18 protein-coding genes are annotated in these 20,891 nt (G+C 64.9%); 16 read left to right on the forward strand and 2 right to left on the reverse strand.

Translation table 11 applies throughout. The features are described from left to right. Positions 1-21: 21 nt before the first annotated feature. The gene (locus JQ621_RS06965; RefSeq protein ID WP_212233633.1) at positions 22-1,347 is read right to left on the reverse strand and encodes an Hsp70 family protein; all 1,326 of its coding nucleotides are present in this window, start codon (positions 1,345-1,347) and stop codon (positions 22-24) included. A 296-nt stretch (positions 1,348-1,643) separates the two neighbouring features. On the opposite strand from JQ621_RS06965, the gene JQ621_RS06970 reads away from it, so the two are divergent. From JQ621_RS06970 to JQ621_RS07035, 14 genes are all read left to right on the forward strand, one after another. Then, positions 1,644-1,781, forward strand: a complete 138-nt coding sequence (locus tag JQ621_RS06970) for a hypothetical protein (protein ID WP_212233634.1) — start codon at positions 1,644-1,646, stop codon at positions 1,779-1,781. 247 nt (positions 1,782-2,028) lie between these two features. Further along, positions 2,029-3,318: an oxalate/formate MFS antiporter gene (gene oxlT / locus JQ621_RS06975; protein ID WP_212233635.1), complete on the forward strand. Its 1,290-nt coding sequence runs from the start codon at positions 2,029-2,031 to the stop codon at positions 3,316-3,318. Between the two features lie 271 nt (positions 3,319-3,589). Continuing rightward, positions 3,590-4,924 (forward strand): oxalate/formate MFS antiporter, encoded by a 1,335-nt coding sequence (gene oxlT, locus JQ621_RS06980; RefSeq protein ID WP_212233636.1) that lies wholly within the window; start codon positions 3,590-3,592, stop codon positions 4,922-4,924. A 194-nt stretch (positions 4,925-5,118) separates the two neighbouring features. Then, positions 5,119-5,547, forward strand: a complete 429-nt coding sequence (locus JQ621_RS06985) for a CBS domain-containing protein (protein WP_212233637.1) — start codon at positions 5,119-5,121, stop codon at positions 5,545-5,547. Between the two features lie 99 nt (positions 5,548-5,646). Further along, entirely contained in the window at positions 5,647-6,666 is a 1,020-nt protein-coding gene (locus JQ621_RS06990; RefSeq protein WP_212233638.1) for a 2-dehydropantoate 2-reductase, read from the forward strand. Continuing rightward, entirely contained in the window at positions 6,666-7,451 is a 786-nt protein-coding gene (locus JQ621_RS06995; protein ID WP_212233639.1) for a fumarylacetoacetate hydrolase family protein, read from the forward strand. The genes JQ621_RS06990 and JQ621_RS06995 overlap by 1 nt, the downstream gene beginning before the upstream one ends. Positions 7,452-7,648: 197 nt before the next feature. Beyond that, positions 7,649-9,055: a hypothetical protein gene (locus JQ621_RS07000; RefSeq protein WP_212233640.1), complete on the forward strand. Its 1,407-nt coding sequence runs from the start codon at positions 7,649-7,651 to the stop codon at positions 9,053-9,055. A gap of 47 nt (positions 9,056-9,102) precedes the next feature. Then, a complete protein-coding gene (locus JQ621_RS07005) occupies positions 9,103-9,825 on the forward strand; it encodes a hypothetical protein (RefSeq protein WP_212233641.1) in 723 nt (240 codons plus the stop codon). Positions 9,826-9,995: 170 nt separating this feature from the next. Further along, positions 9,996-10,199, forward strand: a complete 204-nt coding sequence (locus tag JQ621_RS07010) for a hypothetical protein (RefSeq protein WP_092188913.1) — start codon at positions 9,996-9,998, stop codon at positions 10,197-10,199. A 50-nt stretch (positions 10,200-10,249) separates the two neighbouring features. Beyond that, on the forward strand, positions 10,250-10,891 hold the full coding sequence (locus tag JQ621_RS07015) for a hypothetical protein (protein ID WP_212233642.1): 642 nt from the start codon (positions 10,250-10,252) through the stop codon (positions 10,889-10,891). A 423-nt stretch (positions 10,892-11,314) separates the two neighbouring features. Beyond that, positions 11,315-12,310, forward strand: a complete 996-nt coding sequence (locus tag JQ621_RS07020) for an NAD(P)H-dependent flavin oxidoreductase (protein WP_212233643.1) — start codon at positions 11,315-11,317, stop codon at positions 12,308-12,310. Between the two features lie 88 nt (positions 12,311-12,398). Further along, positions 12,399-13,370 (forward strand): zinc-binding dehydrogenase, encoded by a 972-nt coding sequence (locus tag JQ621_RS07025; protein WP_212233644.1) that lies wholly within the window; start codon positions 12,399-12,401, stop codon positions 13,368-13,370. A gap of 244 nt (positions 13,371-13,614) precedes the next feature. Beyond that, positions 13,615-14,988, forward strand: coding sequence for a cation diffusion facilitator family transporter (locus JQ621_RS07030; RefSeq protein WP_212233645.1), 1,374 nt, complete (start codon positions 13,615-13,617; stop codon positions 14,986-14,988). 219 nt (positions 14,989-15,207) lie between these two features. Next, positions 15,208-17,538, forward strand: a complete 2,331-nt coding sequence (locus JQ621_RS07035) for a PAS domain-containing sensor histidine kinase (RefSeq protein WP_212233646.1) — start codon at positions 15,208-15,210, stop codon at positions 17,536-17,538. Positions 17,539-17,726: 188 nt separating this feature from the next. On the opposite strand, the gene JQ621_RS07040 is transcribed toward JQ621_RS07035, so the two are convergent. Then, the gene (locus JQ621_RS07040; protein ID WP_212233647.1) at positions 17,727-18,620 is read right to left on the reverse strand and encodes a LysR family transcriptional regulator; all 894 of its coding nucleotides are present in this window, start codon (positions 18,618-18,620) and stop codon (positions 17,727-17,729) included. A gap of 226 nt (positions 18,621-18,846) precedes the next feature. On the opposite strand from JQ621_RS07040, the gene JQ621_RS07045 reads away from it, so the two are divergent. Together JQ621_RS07045 and JQ621_RS07050 are read left to right on the forward strand one after the other, a co-directional pair. Next, entirely contained in the window at positions 18,847-19,335 is a 489-nt protein-coding gene (locus JQ621_RS07045) for a formate dehydrogenase subunit gamma (protein ID WP_212233648.1), read from the forward strand. Then, on the forward strand, positions 19,332-20,888 hold the full coding sequence (locus tag JQ621_RS07050) for a formate dehydrogenase beta subunit (RefSeq protein WP_212233649.1): 1,557 nt from the start codon (positions 19,332-19,334) through the stop codon (positions 20,886-20,888). Before JQ621_RS07045 ends, JQ621_RS07050 begins: the two co-directional genes overlap by 4 nt. Positions 20,889-20,891 lie beyond the last annotated feature (3 nt).

Consider the following 20,891-nt stretch of genomic DNA (forward strand, 5'->3'; position numbering starts at 1 on the left):
AAAGGGGCGAAAAGCCGTGATCTACGCGCCCGCCTTCAGCCCGCCGTCCGCGGTCCAGCGATCCGGCTCCGGACTGTGTCCGATCAGCGCGAGACCATAGGCGATCGACTCGAACTGGTCGCCCGACATCAACCGCTCGTTGCCGAACCGGTCGGCGAAGAGTTTTCGCACCGCAGGCACCAAAGAGGTGCCGCCGGTCAGAAACACCTTCTCCACCTCGCGCGCGGTGATGCGCGCTTCGCCCAGCACCTTGTCGACGGTGGCGCCGAGACGCGCGATGTCGTCGGCGATCCAGGACTCGAAATTCTTGCGCGTGATCGCCGAGCCGATCTCGACACCGCCGCCCTTGAAGCGGAAGTCGACTTCGTCTTTCGCCGACAGCGCGACCTTGGCGTCGGAGACCGCGCGGTACAGCGTAAAGCCGAGATCGAGGTCGACGATGGTGATGAAATCCTCGAGCAGGTCGGGCTTCAGCGCGGTACGCGCAAGCTCGCGCAACTCGCGCAGATCGCCGTTGCTCTTCATCAGCGCGAGCTGATGCCAGCGCGCGAGGTTGGTGTAGTGGCTGTTCGGGATCGGCAGCACCTTGTCGAACGAGCGGAAGCTCGAGCCCTTGCCGAGGCGCGGCGAGACGACGTGATCGACGATGCGATAATCGAACGTGTCGCCCGCGATCCCGATGCCGGCGTGGCCGAGCGGCTCGGCGCGCAAATGCCCGCCTGATCGCGCGAAGCGCATCACCGAGAAGTCGCTGGTGCCGCCGCCGAAATCCGCCACCAGCACGGTGGCATCACGCTCCAGCCGGCGGGCAAAGGAGAACGCCGCACCGACGGGCTCATAGACATACCGCGCATGACCGGCCCCCAGGCGTTCGAACGCCGCGCGATAGCGCTGCATGGCCAGATCATCATCAGGATTGCCGCCGGCAAAGCGCACGGGACGCCCGACGGTGATGTTCGCCGCCTCGAAACCGAACTTGTCGCCGCCATGGCGCGCCAACGTACGCAGGAATGCCGCCAGAATATCCTCGAACTTGAAGCGCTGACGGAACACCTGCGTGGTGTTGAAGCTCGAGCTCGCCGCAAACGTCTTGAACGACTGCAGGAAGCGATAGACGTGGCGTCCTTCGAGGAACTGCTCGATCGCCCACGGGCCGCCTTCAGCCTGGGCGCCGGCGCCCGGCCGGTCCTCCCAGAAGCACAGCGCGGACACGTACGTGCTGTGGCGTTGTCCGCCATGGTCGAAGCGGATGGCCTCGACCCGGCGATCGTCCACCGCGAGCGCGACGACCGTGTTGCTGGTCCCAAAATCGATGCCGATCGAGACGGCGGGCGAGGCGCTCGACATGAACCACTCTGACGGTTGACTGGAAAAGGGGGCGAACCACTAACGGTTTTGCACTGCGGTGCCAAGAGGTGCAGTCGGGCACGCGTCGGGATGGCCCAGGCGGCTTTCCGCCCTCTTTGGGCCCGAAACGCCGCGTTCCGAGCCTGAAATGACCCGTTTTGCCGAAACATTATGCTGCAATGCGGTAAGGTGCATGCTGCCATGCAATGGCATGCATGGACATTGGCATCTGGTATACATAAAACAACTCTCGAAATGAGACAGCAGTGCTGACTGTCCTAGGAAAGGGAATTCCGATGTCCAAGACCGCTTCCGTCGCGCTCGCGCCCTCCGCCTCGCTGTTCGCCCGCTTCATGGCCGCGATCGACCGCTTCCTGATGGCCAGCGCCGCCATCGCCAACAAGAACGGCGATCTCCCCCGCTTCGGCCTGTAAGCGCAACGCGAGGCCGCCGCGCGTCGAATTGTCGCGCCGGTTGTAAAAACTGCGAACTCCTACTTTCGAAGAATGGCCCTGCACCGCGGGGCCATTTCTATTTGGGATCAGGCCCACTTACGCAACTCGGTCAACGCGCTTGCGTCATAAGCGCACAATGGGCCGCGCGCGCTTGAAGCTTGGCATAACGAATACAAGAATGCCGCCAACGCTCGCTCGAAAAACAGAAGCGCTCATGGGAGGATTCATGACGGACATGGTGCAGGCCACGACAGCCCCGACAGCCGCGCGCGTCAGCGACACGTATCGCTGGGCACAATTGGCGATCGGCGTCGCGGCCATGGTGATGATCGCCAACTACCAATATGGCTGGACGTTCTTCGTCCCCGACATCCAGAAGACGTTCGGTTGGGATCGCGCCTCGATCCAGTGGGCTTTCACTCTGTTCGTCTTGTTCGAGACCTGGCTGGTTCCGGTCGAAGGATGGTTTGTCGATAAATACGGCCCGCGCATCGTCGTGCTGGTCGGCGGCGTGCTCTGCGCGATCGGCTGGGCGATCAACGCGCAGGCCACCACGCTCAACGGCTACTATCTCGGCATGATCGTCGCCGGCATCGGCGCCGGCGGCGTCTACGGCACCTGCGTCGGCAATGCGCTGAAATGGTTTCCCGACAAGCGCGGCCTTGCCGCCGGCATCACGGCGGCCGGCTTCGGCGCTGGATCGGCACTGACCGTCGCGCCGATCCAGGCGATGATCAGGGATAGCGGCTTCCAGACCACCTTCCTCTATTTCGGCCTGGGACAAGGCATCATCATCTGCATTCTCGCGTTCTTTTTGCTGGCGCCGAAGCCGGGCCAGGTGCCGAACGTCGTGGCGAATGCCGCGCTGCTGCAGACGCGGCGCAACTACCAGCCGACCGAAGTTCTGCGTCAGCCGATCTTCTGGCTGATGTACTTCATGTTCGTGATCGTCGGGGCCGGCGGATTGATGGTGACGGCGAATCTGAAGCCGATCGCGCTCGACTGGAAGGTCGATGCCGTGCCGGTGACGCTTGTTGGCATGACCATGACCGCCGTGACGTTCGCGGCGACCATCGACCGCGTGCTCAACGGCCTGACCCGCCCCTTCTTCGGCTGGATCTCCGACATGATCGGCCGCGAGAACACGATGTTCATCGCCTTCGGCATGGAAGGCTTCGGCATCTGGATGCTCTACCTCTGGGGCCACGATCCGATCTGGTTCGTGATCCTGTCGGGCTTCGTGTTCTTCGCCTGGGGCGAGATCTACTCGCTGTTCCCCTCGACCTGCACCGACACGTTCGGCGCGAAGTTCGCCACCACCAATGCCGGTCTGCTCTACACCGCCAAGGGCACCGCCGCGCTGCTGGTGCCGCTCGCGAACTACGTGCAGCAAAGCTCCGGCCATTGGGACAACGTGTTCATCCTGGCCGCCGGCGCCAACATCCTGGCTTCACTGCTGGCCCTGCTGCTGCTGAAGCCATGGCGCAAGGTCGTGGTCGCGCAATCGACCATCTGACCTCGCTCGCACAGCATCATCTTGCGCGCTGCGCCCGGCGCACGGCCGGGCGTGTTTCATTTTTCCGAATATACCTTAATACCGCAAACCGAAGGCAACCTTGCATTTCCCTTTGCACTTTTCTTGAGCTTGCGCCCAAGATAGGGCTTGCATTCTGGAATATGGTATACCAAGCTGCCTGTCGCGCTTGCGACCATAAGCCACAATATTGCGACACTCCGTCATCTGGGCGGCACGTGTCGTCACCAGACGAGCGCACGGGAGGTTGTTCATGATGTCCAGCACGGATGGCGCCGTCACGGCCGCGCCTCTTCGCACAGGTTTCCGTTGGCTCCAGCTCGCGATGGGCATCGTCTGCATGGCGATGATCGCCAATCTGCAATATGGCTGGACCCTGTTCGTCGATCCGATCGATCAGGCGCATCATTGGGGTCGCGCCGCGATCCAGCTGGCTTTCACGATTTTCGTCGTGACCGAGACCTGGCTGGTGCCGGTCGAGGCGTGGTTCGTCGACAAATACGGTCCGCGCATCGTCATCATGTTCGGCGGCGTGATGATCGCGTTGTCCTGGGTGCTCAACTCCTACGCCGACTCGCTTCCCCTGCTCTACACCGCCGCCGTGATCGGCGGTATCGGCGCGGGCGCGGTGTACGGCACCTGCGTCGGCAACGCGCTGAAATGGTTTCCGGATCGCCGCGGCCTCGCCGCCGGCGCAACGGCCGCCGGCTTCGGCGCGGGCGCGGCGCTCACCGTGGTGCCGATCGCAGCCATGATCGTCTCGAGCGGCTACCAGCACGCGTTTCTCACCTTCGGCATCGGCCAGGGCGTGATCGTGTTCGTGCTCGCCTTCTTCATCCAGCCGCCGCGGCTCTCGATCCCGCCGAAGAAGAAGCAGCTCAACCTGCCGCAGACCAAGATCGACTTCACCCCGCCGCAGGTGCTGCGGGCGCCTATTTTCTGGGTGATGTACCTCGTCTTCGTCATGGTCGCCTCCGGCGGCCTGATGACCGCGGCGCAGATCGCGCCGATCGCGCACGACTTCAAGATCGCCGACACACCGGTCTCTCTCGTCGGCTTCCAGATGGCGGCCTTGACGTTCGCGATCTCGCTCGATCGCATCTTCGACGGCTTCGGCCGTCCGTTCTTCGGCTATGTGTCCGACACGATCGGCCGCGAGAACACCATGTTCATCGCTTTCGGCACCGCGGCCTTGATGCTGCTGACGCTGTCGGCCTATGGTCACGTGCCCGTCGTGTTCGTGCTCGCGACCGCAGTCTATTTCGGCGTGTTCGGCGAGATCTACTCGCTGTTCCCAGCGACCTGCGGCGACACGTTCGGCTCGAAATACGCGACCACCAATAACGGCATGCTCTACACCGCGAAGGGCACCGCCTCCCTGCTCGTCCCGCTCGCGAGCGTGATCTCGGCCGCTTACGGCTGGAAGGCCGTGTTCGTGGTGGCGGTCGCGCTGAACGCGACGGCCGCGCTGATGGCGCTGTTCGTGATCAAGCCGCTGCGCCGCTCCTTCATCCTGGGCAAGGAAGCGGAGAGCGAAAACCCCGCAGCTGCCAATGCCGAGACGAGGGCCAAGACCGGGACGGCTTGAGCCGCCACGCGGCGGCACGACGGTCAAAAGGGGCGCAGCGATGCGCCCCTTTTTCGTTGCCGCCTTCCCTCATCCCGGGACGACAAACGTCAGTATGACTGCCGCAAGATTTTTCGGATCAACCAAACCCAGCGCTTGACGATTGGCATTATGTATACCACACTTCCTTCACCGTTCACCCCTGGGAGGTTGCCATGCTGGTCGGAGACATTCTGCGCAAGAAGACGCCGCGCGTTGTCACGGTGCGAATGAACGAAACGGTTGAAATCGCCGCCAAGCTGATGCGGGCCAACAACATCAGCGCGCTGGTGGTCAAGGACGTGGTCCGCTCGGAAGGAAACACCGCGGTCGGCATGTTCACAGAGCGCGACGTGGTGCGCGCGGTCGCCGAGCACGGCGCGGGCGCCGTCAACGTCAAGGTCTCGCAGCTCGTGTCGGTGCAGCAGCTGGTCTCCTGCACCTCCTCGGACACGATCGAGCACGTCCGGCATCTGATGAACCGGAATCACATCCGGCACCTGCCCGTGATCGACGATTACAGCCTCGTCTCCGTCATCAGCATGCGCGACATCGCCGCTGCCGTTGACGAAGCGCTCAACGGCGCGCCGCAAGCAGCAGCCTAGACAGCGGTACTCTTCCCCTGCGACTGCCGGCCCCGGCTCGGAGACATCCGGGCCGGACCGGATCTTTCGTCCCAAATTCCGGACACCCGCGAGGACTTCATGAAGATCTGCATCTACGGCGCCGGCGCGATCGGCGGATATCTCGGCGTGCAGCTGGCGCGCGCAGGCGCCGATGTCAGCCTCGTCGCACGCGGCGCGCACCTCGCCGCGATGCGCGAGCGCGGCCTGACGCTGCTCGCCGGCGAGGAGAGGCACACCGTCCATCCGCGCTGCACCGACGACGCAGCCGAGCTCGGCGTGCAGGACTACGTCATCGTCACGCTGAAGGCGCATTCGATCACCGGCGTGATCGAGCAGATGCAGCCGCTGCTCGGACCGCGCACCCGCATCGTGACCGCGGTCAACGGCATCCCCTATTGGTATTTCTACAAGCACGGCGGTGCTTACGAGAACGCGACGCTGGAGAGCATCGATCCGGGCGGGCGGCAATGGCGCGAGCTCGGGCCGGAGCGCGCGATCGGCTGCATCGTCTATCCCGCCACCGAGCTCGAGGCGCCCGGCGTGATCCGCCACGTCTACGGCAACAATTTCCCGCTCGGCGAGCCATCGGGCGAGATCACCGCCGACGTGCAGCGCCTCGCCGACCTGTTCGTCGCGGCCGGCCTGAAGGCGCCGGTGCTCGACCGCATCCGCGACGAGATCTGGCTCAAGCTGTGGGGCAATGTCTGCTTCAACCCGATCAGCGCGCTGACCCACGCAACGCTCGACGTGATCTGCACCGATCCCGCCACGCGCGCGCTGTCACGCGCGATCATGGTGGAGACGCAGGGCATCGCCGAAACCTTCGGCGTCAAATTCCGGGTGGATGTCGAGCGCCGCATCGAGGGCGCCCGCAAGGTCGGCGCGCACAAGACCTCGATGCTGCAGGATCTCGAGCGCGGCCGCCCGATGGAGATCGACCCGCTCGTCACCGTGGTGCAGGAAATGGGCCGCTTGACCGGTCGCCCGACGCCGGCGCTCGACTCGGTGCTGGCGATGGTGACCCAACGCGCCCGCATCGCAGGCCTCTATGACGGCGTCTCCGCGCCATCAGATCCTCGCGCGCTGGCGGTAGCGTGATGCCGGATCAGTTGAAAAAGTGGCTTCGCTTCCGCCACGCCGGCGCGACCTGCTTCGGCACGCTGACCGCATCAGGCATCAGCGTGCATGAGGGCGAGATGTTCGGCGGCAACACCGCCACCGGCAAGATTCTGGCGCCGTCGGAGGTCGAACTGCTCGCGCCCTGCGCGCCCAGCAAGATCGTTGCGCTGTGGAATAATTTTCGCGCGCTCGCGGCCAAGCTGAACCAGCCCGAACCGCCCGAGCCGCTCTATCTGCTGAAAGCCACCACCACGATCACGACCCCAGGCGCCGTGATCCGCCGCCCGTCCTATTACGACGGCAAGACGACCTATGAAGGCGAGCTCGGCATCGTCATCGGCAGGACCTGCGCGCGCGTCTCGCCAGACGAAGCCGATGGCTTCATCTTCGGCTACACATGCGTCAACGACATCACCGCCAACGACATCCTGACCAGCGACCCCACCTTTCCGCAGTGGGCCCGCGCCAAGGGCATCGACGATTACGGCCCGTTCGGCCCGGTGATTGCGACCGGCCTCGATCCGGCCAGGCTCACCGTGCGCACCATCCTCAACGGCGCGGAGCGGCAGAACTATCCGATCTCCGACATGATTTTTTCGGCGCAGCAGCTGGTGAGCAAGATCTCCCGCGACATGACCCTGCTCCCCGGCGACCTGATCGCCGTCGGCACCTCGGTCGGCGTCGGCGTCATGAAGGAGCCGGTCAATACGGTGACCGTCGCGATCGACGGCATCGGCGAGCTGACCAACGAGTTTCGGCTGTAGCTCCGCCGTCATTTCGGGGCGCGCGTAGCGCGAACCCGGAATGACGGCTGAGCCAGCCGCCCTCCGCGGACCTGCACACACATCAAGCCGTGGATTGCGCCATCCGGCAGGTCCGGCACCTCGCCCGCCCCTTGATCTCGGTTCCGCTCTCCAATAGCAATCATGGCGGAAATGTGCACGGGCGCGGGGACGTCGCGATGTGGCTGTTTTTCCTGGTTGCCTGGTTTGTCCTGCTCGCCGCCATCGCGTTTCTCGCCCCGCTGGCGTTTGGCTACGACATGACCCATCTGCCGGCGCTGTTTGCGAGCCAGCCGGTACCGCAACGCATCGCCATCGGTGCCATTCTGGCGGCCGGGCTGGCCCTGATCGGCGCCTCGGCCTGGCGGCTGTCGGATCAGGATCGACGCCTGCACAAGCTGCGCGACCGCCTCAGGAAAACCCGGGAAGACGTCGTCGTCGCGCATGCCCTGCAAAACCACCTCGACACCACCGTCCAGCACCTGATCGAGAGCGATCCCAGACAGGCCGTGTCCGCACTGCACGACAAGCTGGGCGAGACCGAACAGCGCGCGCTGCTCCAGCAGGGCCGCAACCAGTCCACCGACATGCACGACCAGCTCGCCGAAATCCGCCGCCGCCAGCAGGGGCTGCGCGAGATGGTCGGCAAGGTCGCCGATCAGCGCCGCGCGGTCGAGCCTGTCTTCACCGAGATCCGCGACCGCCAGAATCAGCTGGAACGCGCGTTGCTCGATCTCGAAACCGACGACCGCAAGAACAACCTCGCCGACCGGCTGAAGGACATCGCCCGCGACGTATCCGCCCTGCTGGGCAGGGTCAACACGGTGCAGGACACGTTTGCGACGCTCAACCGGTACAGGGAAGATCTGGCGAAGTCCCATGCCGAGCTGGTGCCGCTGCGCTCGTCCGACGCCGGCATCAACGCCCTGATCACCGAGCTCAGCCTCAGCCATGAGCGTCTCGCCAAGAGCGTCGACGAGCTCGAGACCGGCGGCGAGGCCCCGCTCAGCGCGCGCGTCGAGACGCTGTCGAACAACAAGATCGAGATCGAGCAGCGCCTCGCCCGCATCGACGACAGCGCCAACATCCTCAAGGCTGTCAGGCTCGACTTCGAGGAGCTCGGCCAGCGCCAGGCCCAGCTGGAACGCTCGCTGACCGAGGTCGAGACCGGCCCCGACGGCAAGACGCTGGCCGACCGCCAGAACGCACTGAACGAATTCGTGCTTCAGTCGCGCCAGCGCCTCGGCGCATTGCAGGAGACGCTGACCACGCTGAACGCCTTCAAGGCGGAGCTGTCGAAGTCGCAAGCCGATCTCGTCCCGCTGAAGGCGCCGGTGTTCGGCATCGAGGCCATGATCGCCGACGTCAGCGTCACCCGCGATCTCCTGGCCAAAACCGTCGCCGACATCGAGTCGAGCGGCGGCGTCCCCCTCAGCTCGCGCGTCGATGCGCTGACCAAGAGCAAGCGCGAGGTCGAAGACCGCCTCGCCCGCATCTTCGACAATTTCAACACGCTCGATGCGCTCCGCAAGGACATCGGCGGCATCTTCTCGACCATCCGCAACAGCCTGAACCGGATCGGGTGAAAGCGGACCGTTCGAACCGCGATTGAATTGGCTGCGACTATCAGCACATGCGTATCATCCTCGGCTTGCTGTCCGGTCTGCTCGGCGCGCTCGCCGGCTGGGCCGGCCTTGCCGCGCTCGTGGTCATGCTCGCCGGGCCGGACCGCGATGGCGGCATCGCCATGGGGGCCTTCTTCGACATCGGCCCGATCGGCGGCGTGGTCGGCCTGATCGCCGGCGTCTGGCTGTTCGTGCGCTTTGGCCTCGTCCGCAACGCGGCGCCAGAGCCTGGCGACGCAGCAGAAAGCCCGGAGACCGCGCCTCCCCGCGCCAGCCGGCTGTCCTTTCCCTTCGCCATCACCGTTCTGTTGATCGTGGCGGCGCTCGGCTATTGGGGGTGGTACGAGTTCATCCGCTCACCCAATCTCAGCCACGGCTTCATGACGCTCGCAATCGAGTTTCGGCTTCCCCCCGGCATGACCCTGCCGGACAAAGAGCAGGACGTGCATATCGAGGTCGAGGAAGCCACAGGCTATGCCAACGCGATGTTGCCTCCGAACTGGCGCGCGCATGACGGTGACCGCAAGGCGATCATTTCCTCCGCATCGCTGATGTACAAGACGCGCCATCGCGCCGTCAGCCTGACGCTGCCTGATATGCCCACGCAGCACTGGTCGATCGATCTTCCGTCCGACCCGGACCCCACGCCTGGCTTTTCGCCCTGGCGCACCGCAAGCGAGCCATCGCCAGCGAAGATCGAGATGCACTTTCGCCTCAGCGCCGACCGCTGAAGCACGCGCCTCGCGCCGAAACATTCCGACACGCATCGACTTTTCGCGCGCCCAAGAGATGCCGCCAACATGTCGCTGAGGTGCCGCAACTTGGACGCATTCGGCCGCCCTTCTGGGAGGCGTGTCTGGGGGCACGGCGATGCCGTGTTTGGACCAAACCTTCTAGGGGTATGACTGTGAAGAAGATTGTAATTGTTCTGGGTGCGACGCTTGCTCTGGTGACAGCGGCAAACGCTGCGGATCTGCCGCGCCGCCAACCGGTGCCGGTCTATCCGGCCGAGCAGGCCCCGATCGGCAAGATGCCGATCGGCAAGAGCCCGATTGGCAAGGCTCCGATCGGCAAGGCGCCCGGCCCGGTCGCCGCGCGCTACTGAGGCGCAGCAGGCGGAATTTGCGTAAGCGGCCGACAGTCGAGGGGCATCGCGTGACGAACAGGTTTGATCGATCGGGATCCTGCATGCTCGCGGGCCTCGTGCTCGCGACCATAATCGCGTGCGCGATGCCTTCGGCCTCTGCCAAGGAAACCAACAGGCGCATGGCCGATGCCAGTGCGCTTGTCCAGAGCGACGCCGCATCGCGCTCCGCAACGCGGCGCTCGGTGACGCGGGCTGAAAAAGGTCCCTATTATGTCGACTTCCGCGCGCGGACGGCGGCGAGCTGGGGCCATGCCTTCGTCTGGTACGGCAAGACCAGCGAGCGCGCCGTCGAGGTCGCAGGCCTGACGCCGGCGGGTGATACCTGGTCCTACGTGCTCGGCTATTTCACCTGGGTACCGTCCGAGACCGGCGCCAGCTATGGCGATCTTGATCCGGACTATCTGACCGCGAGCTATCGCGTCTATCTGAACGAAGCCGACGCCAAGCGCGTGTTCGCGTACATCAAGAAGCTGCAGGCGAGCTCGCCGGTCTGGAACGCCGAGACCACCAATTGCACCGGCTTCATCGGCGACATCGCCGAATACATGGGATTGCAGGTCCCCAACCGCTGGCAGCGGCCGGAGAATTTCGTCAACAACCTGAAAGAGATGAACGGCGGCCGGCAGGTGGTGCGGCTGTCGGCGAAGTAGCTGTTCGCTCCACCTTCGGTGTCATTGCGAGCGCAGCGAAGCAATCCAGAGTCCCTCCGCGGAAAGATTCTGGATTGCTTCGCTTCGCTCGCAATGATGTTGTGGAAACGGCGGGCGCCAATCTCCTTGACGTCGTCCTGGCGAAAGCCAGGACCCATTATCCCGGTCAGCGTTGTCGAAGCACGCCGTGGCCTCCATCTCGCAAAACAACTCCTCACAGTGGCTATGGGTCCTGGCGTTCGCCAGGACGACGGCGGTGGTTGCGGCGAGCGCTCAGCCCTAATTATCCGCCGGGCGGAATCTTCCCCACAGCCCGCATGACTCACCGCATGGCGGCGCAATAGACATTTCCTGCCTCCAGCGGCATCCTGCCGCCATCAATTGAAAAATAGAGCCTGCGGGCCACCCAGGGGGAACAGATCAATGCTGCAGACACGGTTCACAAAACTCGTCGGCGTCGAGCACCCGATCGTCCAGGGCGGCATGCAGTGGGTGGGCCGCGCCGAACTGGTCGCGGCCGTCGCGAACGCCGGAGCACTCGGTTTCATCACGGCGCTGACCCAGCCGACGCCGGAGGATCTGACACGCGAGATCGCGCGCTGCCGCGACCTCACCGACAAGCCGTTCGGCGTCAACCTCACCATCCTGCCTGCGATCAAGCCGCCGCCCTACGCCGAATACCGCGCCGCGATCATCGAAGCCGGCATCAAGGTGGTCGAGACCGCCGGCAACAAGCCGCAGGAGCATGTCGACGAGTTCAAGAAGAATGGCGTCAAGGTCGTGCACAAATGCACCAGCGTCCGCCACGCCCTCTCGGCCGAGCGGATGGGTGTCGACGCCATCTCGATCGACGGCTTCGAATGCGCCGGCCACCCCGGCGAGGACGACACGCCCGGCCTGATCCTGATCCCTGCCGCGGCCAACAAGGTCAAGATCCCGATGATCGCCTCGGGCGGCTTTGCCGACGCCCGCGGCCTGGTCGCAGCGCTGGCGCTCGGCGCCGAGGGCATCAACATGGGCACCCGCTTCATGGCGACCAAGGAGAGCCCGATCCACCAGCTCATCAAGGAGAAGATCGTCGCCAATGACGAGCGCGAGACCGAGCTGATCTTCCGCACCATGCGCAACACCTCGCGCGTCGCCAAGAACGAGATCTCCAGTAAGGTCGTCGCGATGGAGAAGCAAGGCGCCAAGTTCGAGGACATCCGCGAGCTCGTCGCCGGCGCCCGCGGCAAGATGGTCTACGCGACCGGCAATTCGGACGAAGGCATCTGGTCGGCCGGCCAGGTGCAGGGCCTGATCCAGGACATCCCGAGCTGCGGCGAACTGATCTCGCGCATCGTGCGCGAAGCGGAGGCGATCATCAGGAACAGGCTGGAAGGCATGATCGTTCAACCAACCGCACAGGCTGCGGAGTAACAGGTGCGCCCCCTCTCCCCGCACGCGGGGAGAGGCGAAGAGCAGCATCGAGCTTCATCTACAAACTCAATTGAGTTCGAGGTAACGCATGAAGGCATACGTCTACGGTCCTGATGGCGCTAAGATTTCCGACGTCGCTCAACCAAAACCTAAGGGCACGCAGGTGCTGGTGCGCGTGCGCGCCTGTGGCCTCAATCGCGCCGATACCGGCATGCGCAGGGGGCACGCTCATGGTGCGGCCGGCGGCGTCGGCACCGTGCTCGGCATGGAATGGGCCGGCGACGTGGCCGAGCTCGGAGCGGATGCAAAGGGTGTCAAGGTCGGCGACCGCGTCATGGGATCGGGCGGCGCGGCCTTCGCCGAGTACACGCTGGCCGACCACGGAAGGCTGTTCCGCGCCCCCTCGAACATGAACTTCGAGGAGGCCGCCACCCTGCCCGTCGCGCTCGCGACGATGCACAATGCCGTCGTCACCGTCGGCGGCGTGCAGCCCGGACAGGCCGTGCTGATCCAGGGCGCAAGCTCCGGCGTCGGGCTGATGGCGATGCAGATCGCAAAGCTCAAGGGCGCAAGGCTCGTGATCGGATCCTCGACCGATGCCTATCGCCGTGGCCGGCTGACCGAATACGGCGCCGATCTCGCGGTCGACTCGTCCGATCCCAAATGGGTCGAGCAGGTGCTGAAGGCAACGAACGGCGAAGGCGTCGATCTCATCGTCGACCAGGTCTCCGGACACGTCGCCAACCAGAACCTCGCCGCGACCAGGGTTCTGGGCCGCATCGTCAACGTCGGCCGGCTCGGCGGCACCCATGCGGACTTCAACTTCGACCTCCACGCGGCCCGGCGCATCAGCTACATCGGCGTCACCTTCCGCACCCGCACCATCGAGGAGGTTCGAGAGATTTTTGCAGAGGTTCGCAAGGATATCTGGGGCGCGGTGGAAGCGCGAAAACTGCAACTGCCGATCGACAAGGTGTTTGCGTTCGACGACATCGACAAGGCGTTCGAGCACATGGAGGCGAACAAGCATCTCGGGAAGATCGTGGTGACAATGCCGTAGCGGTCGCTCCGGATTCCGGTCTCGTAGGGTGGGCAAAGGCGCGTAGCGCCGTGCCCACGAGTTTTTCATGATTGCTGACGAATGGTGGGCACGCTGCGCTTTGCCCACCCTACGACACCGAGCAAGCGGCAAAGCCAGCCTTCAATTCAGAAGCATTCGCAACAGCCCGCTCCTGCAAGTCACTCGCGACTACTTCTGTGGATCGTCGCTTGATGTTCACGGTCGCCCTGCTAAATCCCCCGCCATGAGCGGACAACATGACAAGACATCGGTCGCTGCGATCTCGATCCTCGCCAGCGGCGGCATGGCGGCGGCCAAATTCGTGGTCGGGATCGCGATCGGCTCGCTGGCGCTGATCTCCGAGGCGCTGCATTCCTCGATCGACCTGGTCGCGACGATCATCACCTGGGCGGTCGTGCGGGTCTCCGACAAGCCGGCCGACGAGGAGCACCATTACGGCCACGGCAAGCTCGAGAGCATCTCCGCGCTCGGCGTGACCGCCCTGCTCTACGTGCTCGCCGGCGGCATCCTGGTCGAATCCTACAGCCGGCTGCGCGAAGGAACCTCGCCGCCGACCATCTCGGCCGTGCCCTTCGTGGTGCTGGTCGTCGATATCGTCGTCAATCTCTGGCGCGCCCGCGCGCTGCACAGGGCCGCCCGCGAGACAAGGAGCGAGGCGCTCGCCGCGGACGCGTTGCACTTTGCCTCTGATGTCATGGGCTCATGCGCCGTGATCGTCGGTCTGATTCTCGCAGCCTTCGGCTTCTGGTGGGGTGACGCGGCGGCGGCAGCCGCGGTGGCCGTCATGATCGCCCTGCTCGGCCTGCGGATGGCAAGCTCGACCGTGCAAACGCTGGTCGACCGCGCGCCGGAAGGCGCCTTGGAGAAAGCCACCGACGCGATCCGCGGCGTGACGGGCGTGATCGACGTCGATCGCCTGCGCGTCCGCATGGTCGGGGCGACAACCTTCATTGACAGCATCGTCAACGTGCCCAGGACCTACCCGATCGACCGCGTCGAGGAGATCAAGCGCAACGCGCAAGCCGCCGTGACCAAGGCGTTCGGCGATGCCGACCTGACCTTTGCCGCGGTGCCGGTCGCGCGCGACAACGAGACCGTGCGCGATCGCATCATGGTCATCGCACATAATTCGGGCCTCGCCATCCACCACGTCACGGTGCACGACCTCGTTGGCAAGCTGATCGTCAGCATCGACCTCGAGGTCGACGCCGACATGCAGCTCGAGGCCGCCCACGACGTCGCCAACACGCTGGAACGCAACATCAAGGAAGAATTCGGCGCGGACGTCGAGGTCGACGTCCATATCGAGCCGCTGGAACCGGAATTGCCGATCGGCATGGATGCCTCGCCCGAGCGGGTACAGGCCATCGCTGCTGCCCTGACGGAATATGCCGCCGGCGGCGAGATCCACGACATTCATAATGTGCGTGTGCGCGACACCGAAGGCGGCGAGATCGTCAACTTTCATTGCCGCGCGATGCCGTCGATGAGCGTGATCAGAGTGCACGAGCAGGTCGACGCGATCGAGCGCAAGCTGCGCCGCGCATACCCGAGCGTGAAGCGCGTCATCAGCCACGCCGAGCCGCCGCGCGCGTGACGGCGCAAAGAGTCCCGCGTTCTCGTTTCGGACTCATCATGCACGTGAGTTTGCGGGTTCGAGCAGCGCCAACTCTGCATTGGATAAGAATTATTTCGCGTTAACGTTTCGTTGACTCTCGACAGCCTGCGCAAACTGGATTCAAATCGCTTTGATTCGAAAGCGTTGTGGGGCTGCTTTCGAACTGGGTAGCTAGCAGGTTTTCAGGGGGCCGAAGGCATGGCGCGTGCAGACGCCGCGAACGCGTGCGTCCAATCCGATTCGATCAAGGGATTGGCGCAATCGATCGCGAAACCTGCCTATCATCGGCTCCTGATCGCGGAGCCGGCGCTGCGACGCGCCGTGCCGACGCTCATCATCGCCTTCCTCATCACGATCTGCCTCGGTGCCTTCGTCCAGGTCGTCGACCAGACGCGCCAGAAGCGCCTGGTGATCCAGAACGACATCTCGGCGCTCGCCGAGCTGCTTGCCGAGCGGATCGACCGCGTCACCTCGGTGCGCGCGGAGCGGCTGAAGAACATCGAAAACATGTCCTTGCTGCTCCCCGACATGATCCCGTCCCGGGCCAGGGTCTCGGGCCGCCACGTCGTCGTCACCTCGGCTGGCGTCAACAGCCGCATCCTTGCCCGCATCCCGATCGACAATGACCCCGCCGGCAACGATCGCCTGCTGGATGCGATCACCACCGCGCAGCTGCTCGCCAGCCCGCCGCGCGACAATAACGTCTCCGACATGACGCTGCCGAACGGCAACGCGGCGATGGCCACCGCACGGCCGATCAAGTCGCTGCCGGGCCTCGTCACCGTGATCCAGGAGCGCAACGAGCCGATCTGGGGCTCGGACGCCGCGCTCTCGGTGACGCTGTCGGCGACGACAGGCTTCGTCGTCCTGATTCTCGGCTTCGCCTTCCATTGGCAATCGACCCGCGCGCGCGAAGGCGACCTCATCAACGACGCCGTGCGTGGCCGGATCGACACCGCGCTCAACCGTGGCCGCTGCGGCCTGTGGGACTGGGACCTGTCGCGTGGCCGGATCTTCTGGTCGCAGTCGATGTTCTCGATGCTGGGCCTCGACGGCCGCAACGAGTTGCTCACCTTCGGCGAGGTCAACGCACTGGTGAAGTCGGACGACATCGACCTGTTCGAGATCGCCGACCAGCTGATCTCCGAGAAGATCGACCACATCGATCAGACCTTCCGCATGCAGCATGTCGACGGTCACTGGATCTGGCTCCGCGTTCGCTGCGAGCGCACCCGCGGCGCCGGCGAATCCGGCATGCACCTGATCGGCATCGCTGTCGACATCACCGAGCAGAAGAGCCTTGCCGAGCGCACCGTGGAAGCCGACCTTCGCCTGCGCGACGCGATCGAGACCATTCCGGAAGCCTTCGTGCTGTGGGACGCGAGCGACCGCCTGGTGCTCTGCAATTCGCACTTCCAGCGCCTGCACAAGCTGCCCGACACGGCCGTGATCCCCGGCACCTCCTACGAGACCGTGCTGGAAGTGGGCCGCATGCCGGAGGTGCGCACCCGCCACAACGAGACCGCGGCCCAAGGCCCGGGCGCCCGCACCTTCGAGGCCCAGCTCGACGACGGCAGCTGGCTGCATATCAGCGAGCGCCGGACCAAGGACGGCGGCTACGTCTCGGTCGGCACCGACATCACCCGCATCAAGGAGCACGAGCAGAAGCTCGTCGACAACGATCTGCGCCTGCGTGCCACCGTCATCGACCTCAAGCGCTCGCAGGCGGCTCTCGAGCGCCAGACCATCGAGCTCGCCGACCTCGCCGAGAAGTACCAGCGCGAGAAGACCCGGGCCGAGGAAGCCAACCAGACCAAGTCGAAATTCCTCGCCAATATGAGCCACGAGCTGCGCACGCCGCTCAACGCCATCATCGGCTTCTCCGAGATCATGGGCTCGGGCATGTTCGGCGAGCTGGGCTCGGAGAAGTACGAGGAATACTGCCACGACATCCTGACCAGCGGTCACTATCTGCTCGAGGTCATCAACGACATCCTCGACATGTCCAAGATCGAGGCCGGTCGCATGAAGCTCGACATGGAAGAGCTCGACCTGTCGCGAACGCTGGCCGAATCCCTGCGCGTCGTCGCCGGGCGGGCGGAGGACAAGCACCTGAAGCTCGATGCCGACATCGCAAAATCCATCTCCGTCGTCGCCGACCGCCGCGCCACCAAGCAGATCGTCGTCAACCTGCTCTCCAACGCCGTGAAGTTCACGCCTGACGGCGGACGCATCGTGGTGCGCAGCCGTCAGCTCGAGGACAGGGTCGTGCTGATGATCGCCGACACCGGCATCGGCATCGCGCCGCACTCGCTGGCGCGGCTCGGACGTCCGTTCGAACAGGTCGAGAGCCAGCTCACCAAGACCTATCACGGCTCCGGTCTCGGGCTCGCGATCGCACGCTCTCTGGCGCAGCTCCACGGCGGCTCGATGCGGCTGCGCTCCAAGCTGGAAGTCGGCACCGTCGTCCGCGTGACCCTGCCGCGGGATGCGATCAAGGCGGCGGCCGGGATTTCGGAAGCGGCTTAGCGCACGGTGGGAAGCTCACCTGCGGCCATCCTTCGAGACGCCCGCCTTTGGCGGGCCCTCAGGATGAGGGCGGAGTACGCGGCAGCAGTTTGAATGAATACCGATACAATGCAGCCTCATCCTGAGGAGACCGCGAAGCGGTCGTCTCGAAGGACGAGGCGCTTGCTCAGGCCCGTCCGCTCCGGTCCCTACGATTGCAGCGACGGCGCCACTTCGCGCGCGACGTTGACCAGCGCCGCGATCAGCGGCGTCATCGGGTCGCGTTGCGGGATCACCAGGCCAATGCTGTAGGTGACCTCGGGCTCGACGATCGGGATCGAGCGGACCTTGTCGGAAAGACCGAGCGTCTCGGCGAGTTTCGCCGGCATTACGCTTGCCCAGCGCCCCGTCTTGACGTGCGTGTACAGCACGAGCAGCGAGTTGGACGTCAGCGTCGGCGTTGCCTCCGCGCCGACCGAGCGCAACGCGCGGTCGATGATGCGGCGGTTCTGCATGTCGGGTGTCAGCAGGCACAACGGCACCTGCCCGACCTCGCTCCATGTGACAGACTCGCGGTCTCCGAACATCGCATCGGGTGCGGTCAGCAGGCGATAGCTCTCGTTGTAGAGCGGAATGGTGCGCACCTTCCCGATCGGCTCGTTCTCGATATAGGTCAGCCCCGCATCGACCTCGAGATTTTCGAGCAGTCCCAGCACCTCCGACGAGGTCGTCGAGCGGATGCTGAACCGCACCTCGGGATGCCGCGCGCGGAACGGCGTCGTCAGCGTCGCGACCATGCCGAGCACGGTCGGGATCGCCGCAATGCGAATCTCGCCGGAGAGATGATGCTTCAATCCGTTGATCTCGTCGCGCATCGCGCGAGCATCGCCCACGATCCGCCGCGCCCAGTCGAGCGCCCGCTCGCCCTCGGGCGTAAAACCCTGGAATCGCGAGCCGCGCTGGACCAGCATGACGCCGAGGATCTCCTCGAGCTGCTTCAGCCCGGTCGACATCGTCGGCTGGGTGACGCCGCAGGCCTCTGCCGCCCGTCCAAAATGCCGTTCCTTGGCCAGCGCCAGCAGCAATTCGAGCTTGTCGATCAACCGTTCGTCCCCTGGGTCTCAAGTCGTGGCCTGCAGGCTATCACGCCGGACCTGCAGCAACACGCAAAAACCGGCAGCCGATCCAGGTTTCGTTGCCAGGATCCTATCGATCGATTGCGCTTTCCGATCGATCAGAATTCGCAATCGCAGCATGAGACAGCTTTATTGATCTTCGAACGATTCCAAATAGTTTGCGCGGAAGGGACGCTCAATCTGAGAACGAAGAATGACAGTGGCTTTTGAGCCTTTTTACGAGCCTTGGAACGAGACACGCGGCGCCGACATCGTCGCCGAACATGCAAGCCAGGAAGGCGCGACGCTCGTCATTCTGCACGCGCTTCAGGACGCATTCGGCTACGTGCCGGAGGCGGCTATTCCCATGGTGGCGCAGGCGCTGAACCTGTCGCGCGCCGAGGTCCACGGTGTCTTCACCTTCTACCATGATTTCCGCCGCAAGCCGGCCGGCCGCCATGTGCTGAAGCTGTGCCGCGCAGAGGCCTGCCAGGCCGCGGGCGGCGATGCGCTGGCGGCGCGCGCCGAGGCAAGGCTTGGCGTCGCCCTCGGCAACACGACCGCGGACGATCGCGTCACGCTGGAGCCGATCTACTGCCTCGGGCTGTGCGCCACCGCACCATCCGCGATGCTCGATGGCCGCCTCATTGGCCGGCTCGACGAGAAGCGCATCGACGCACTTGTTGCGGAGGCGCAGCGATGACCATGAAGATCTTCATTCCCCGGGATGCTGCTGCGGTTGCCGTCGGCGCCGATGACATTGCCACAACCTTCGCGCAGGTCGCGGCGAGGCGCGGCCTGCCGGTCGAGATCGTCAGGACCGGCTCGCGCGGGCTCTGCTGGCTCGAGCCGATGGTCGAGGTCGCAACCCCCGAGGGCCGCGTTGCCTACGGCCCGGTCAGCGCGGAGGAGGTCGCCTCCGTGCTCGAGTCGATGGCGAGCAATGGACCGCACGCGCTGCGTCTTTGCATCGCCGACGAAATTCCCTGGCTCAAGCGCCAGACCCGCCTCACCTTCGCCCGCTGCGGCGTGATCGACCCGCGCTCGCTCGAGGATTATCGCGCCCATGGCGGCTACAAGGGCCTGGAGCGCGCATTGTCGCTCGGCTCGGATGCGATCCTGGCCGAGGTCACCGCGTCAGGCCTGCGCGGCCGCGGCGGCGCTGGGTTTCCGACCGGCATCAAGTGGAAGACCGTCGCGCAAGCCAGCGCGGACCGCAAATTCATCGTCTGCAACGCCGACGAAGGCGACAGCGGCACCTTCGCCGACCGCATGATCATGGAGGGCGATCCCTTCCTCGTCATCGAGGGCATGACCATTGCGGGCATCACCGTTGGTGCCAGCAAGGGCTACATCTACATCCGCAGCGAATATCCACACGCGGTCGCAGCGATGAAGGCGGCCATCGTCGCGGCGCGGCGCGGCGGCTATCTCGGTGACAAGATCGGCGGCTCCGCCTGTGGCTTTGACATGGAGGTGCGCGTCGGCGCCGGCGCTTACGTTTGCGGCGAAGAGACCTCGCTGCTGGAAAGCCTCGAAGGCCGCCGCGGCCTCGTGCGCGCCAAACCGCCACTGCCGGCGCATCATGGCTTGTTCGGCAAACCGACAGTCATCAACAACGTGCTGTCGTTCGCGGCCATCCCCTTCATCCTCGCCGAGGGCGCGAAGGCCTATGCCGATTTCGGCATGGGCCGTTCGCGCGGCACCATGCCGATCCAGCTCGCCGGCAATATCCGCCAGGGCGGGCTGTTCGAAACGGCTTTCGGCGTGACGCTCGGCGAGCTCGTCGACGACATCGGCGGCGGCACGTTCACCGGCCGTCCCGTTCGCGCCGTGCAGGTCGGCGGTCCGCTCGGCGCCTATTTTCCGCGCGCGCTGTTCGACACGCCGTTCGACTACGAGGCGTTTGCCGCGCGCGACGGCCTGATCGGCCATGGCGGCATCGTCGTGTTCGACGACAGCGTCGACATGCGCAAGCAGGCGCGCTTTGCGATGGAGTTCTGCGCCGTCGAATCCTGCGGCAAGTGCACGCCGTGCCGGATCGGCTCGACCCGCGGCGTGGAGACCATCGAGAAGATCATCCGCGGCGAACGTATCAGCGAAAACCTCGCGCTGGTCGAAGATCTCTGCAACACCATGAAATTCGGCTCGCTCTGTGCGCTCGGCGGCTTCACGCCCTACCCCGTGCTCAGCGCCTTGAAGCATTTCCGGGAGGATTTCGCGCCCATCCCGACCACGCTTCAGGCCGCGGAATAGGAG

It is taken from the genome of Bradyrhizobium manausense (genome assembly GCF_018129685.1).
GTDB classification, from domain to species: Bacteria; Pseudomonadota; Alphaproteobacteria; order Rhizobiales; family Xanthobacteraceae; genus Bradyrhizobium; species Bradyrhizobium manausense_D.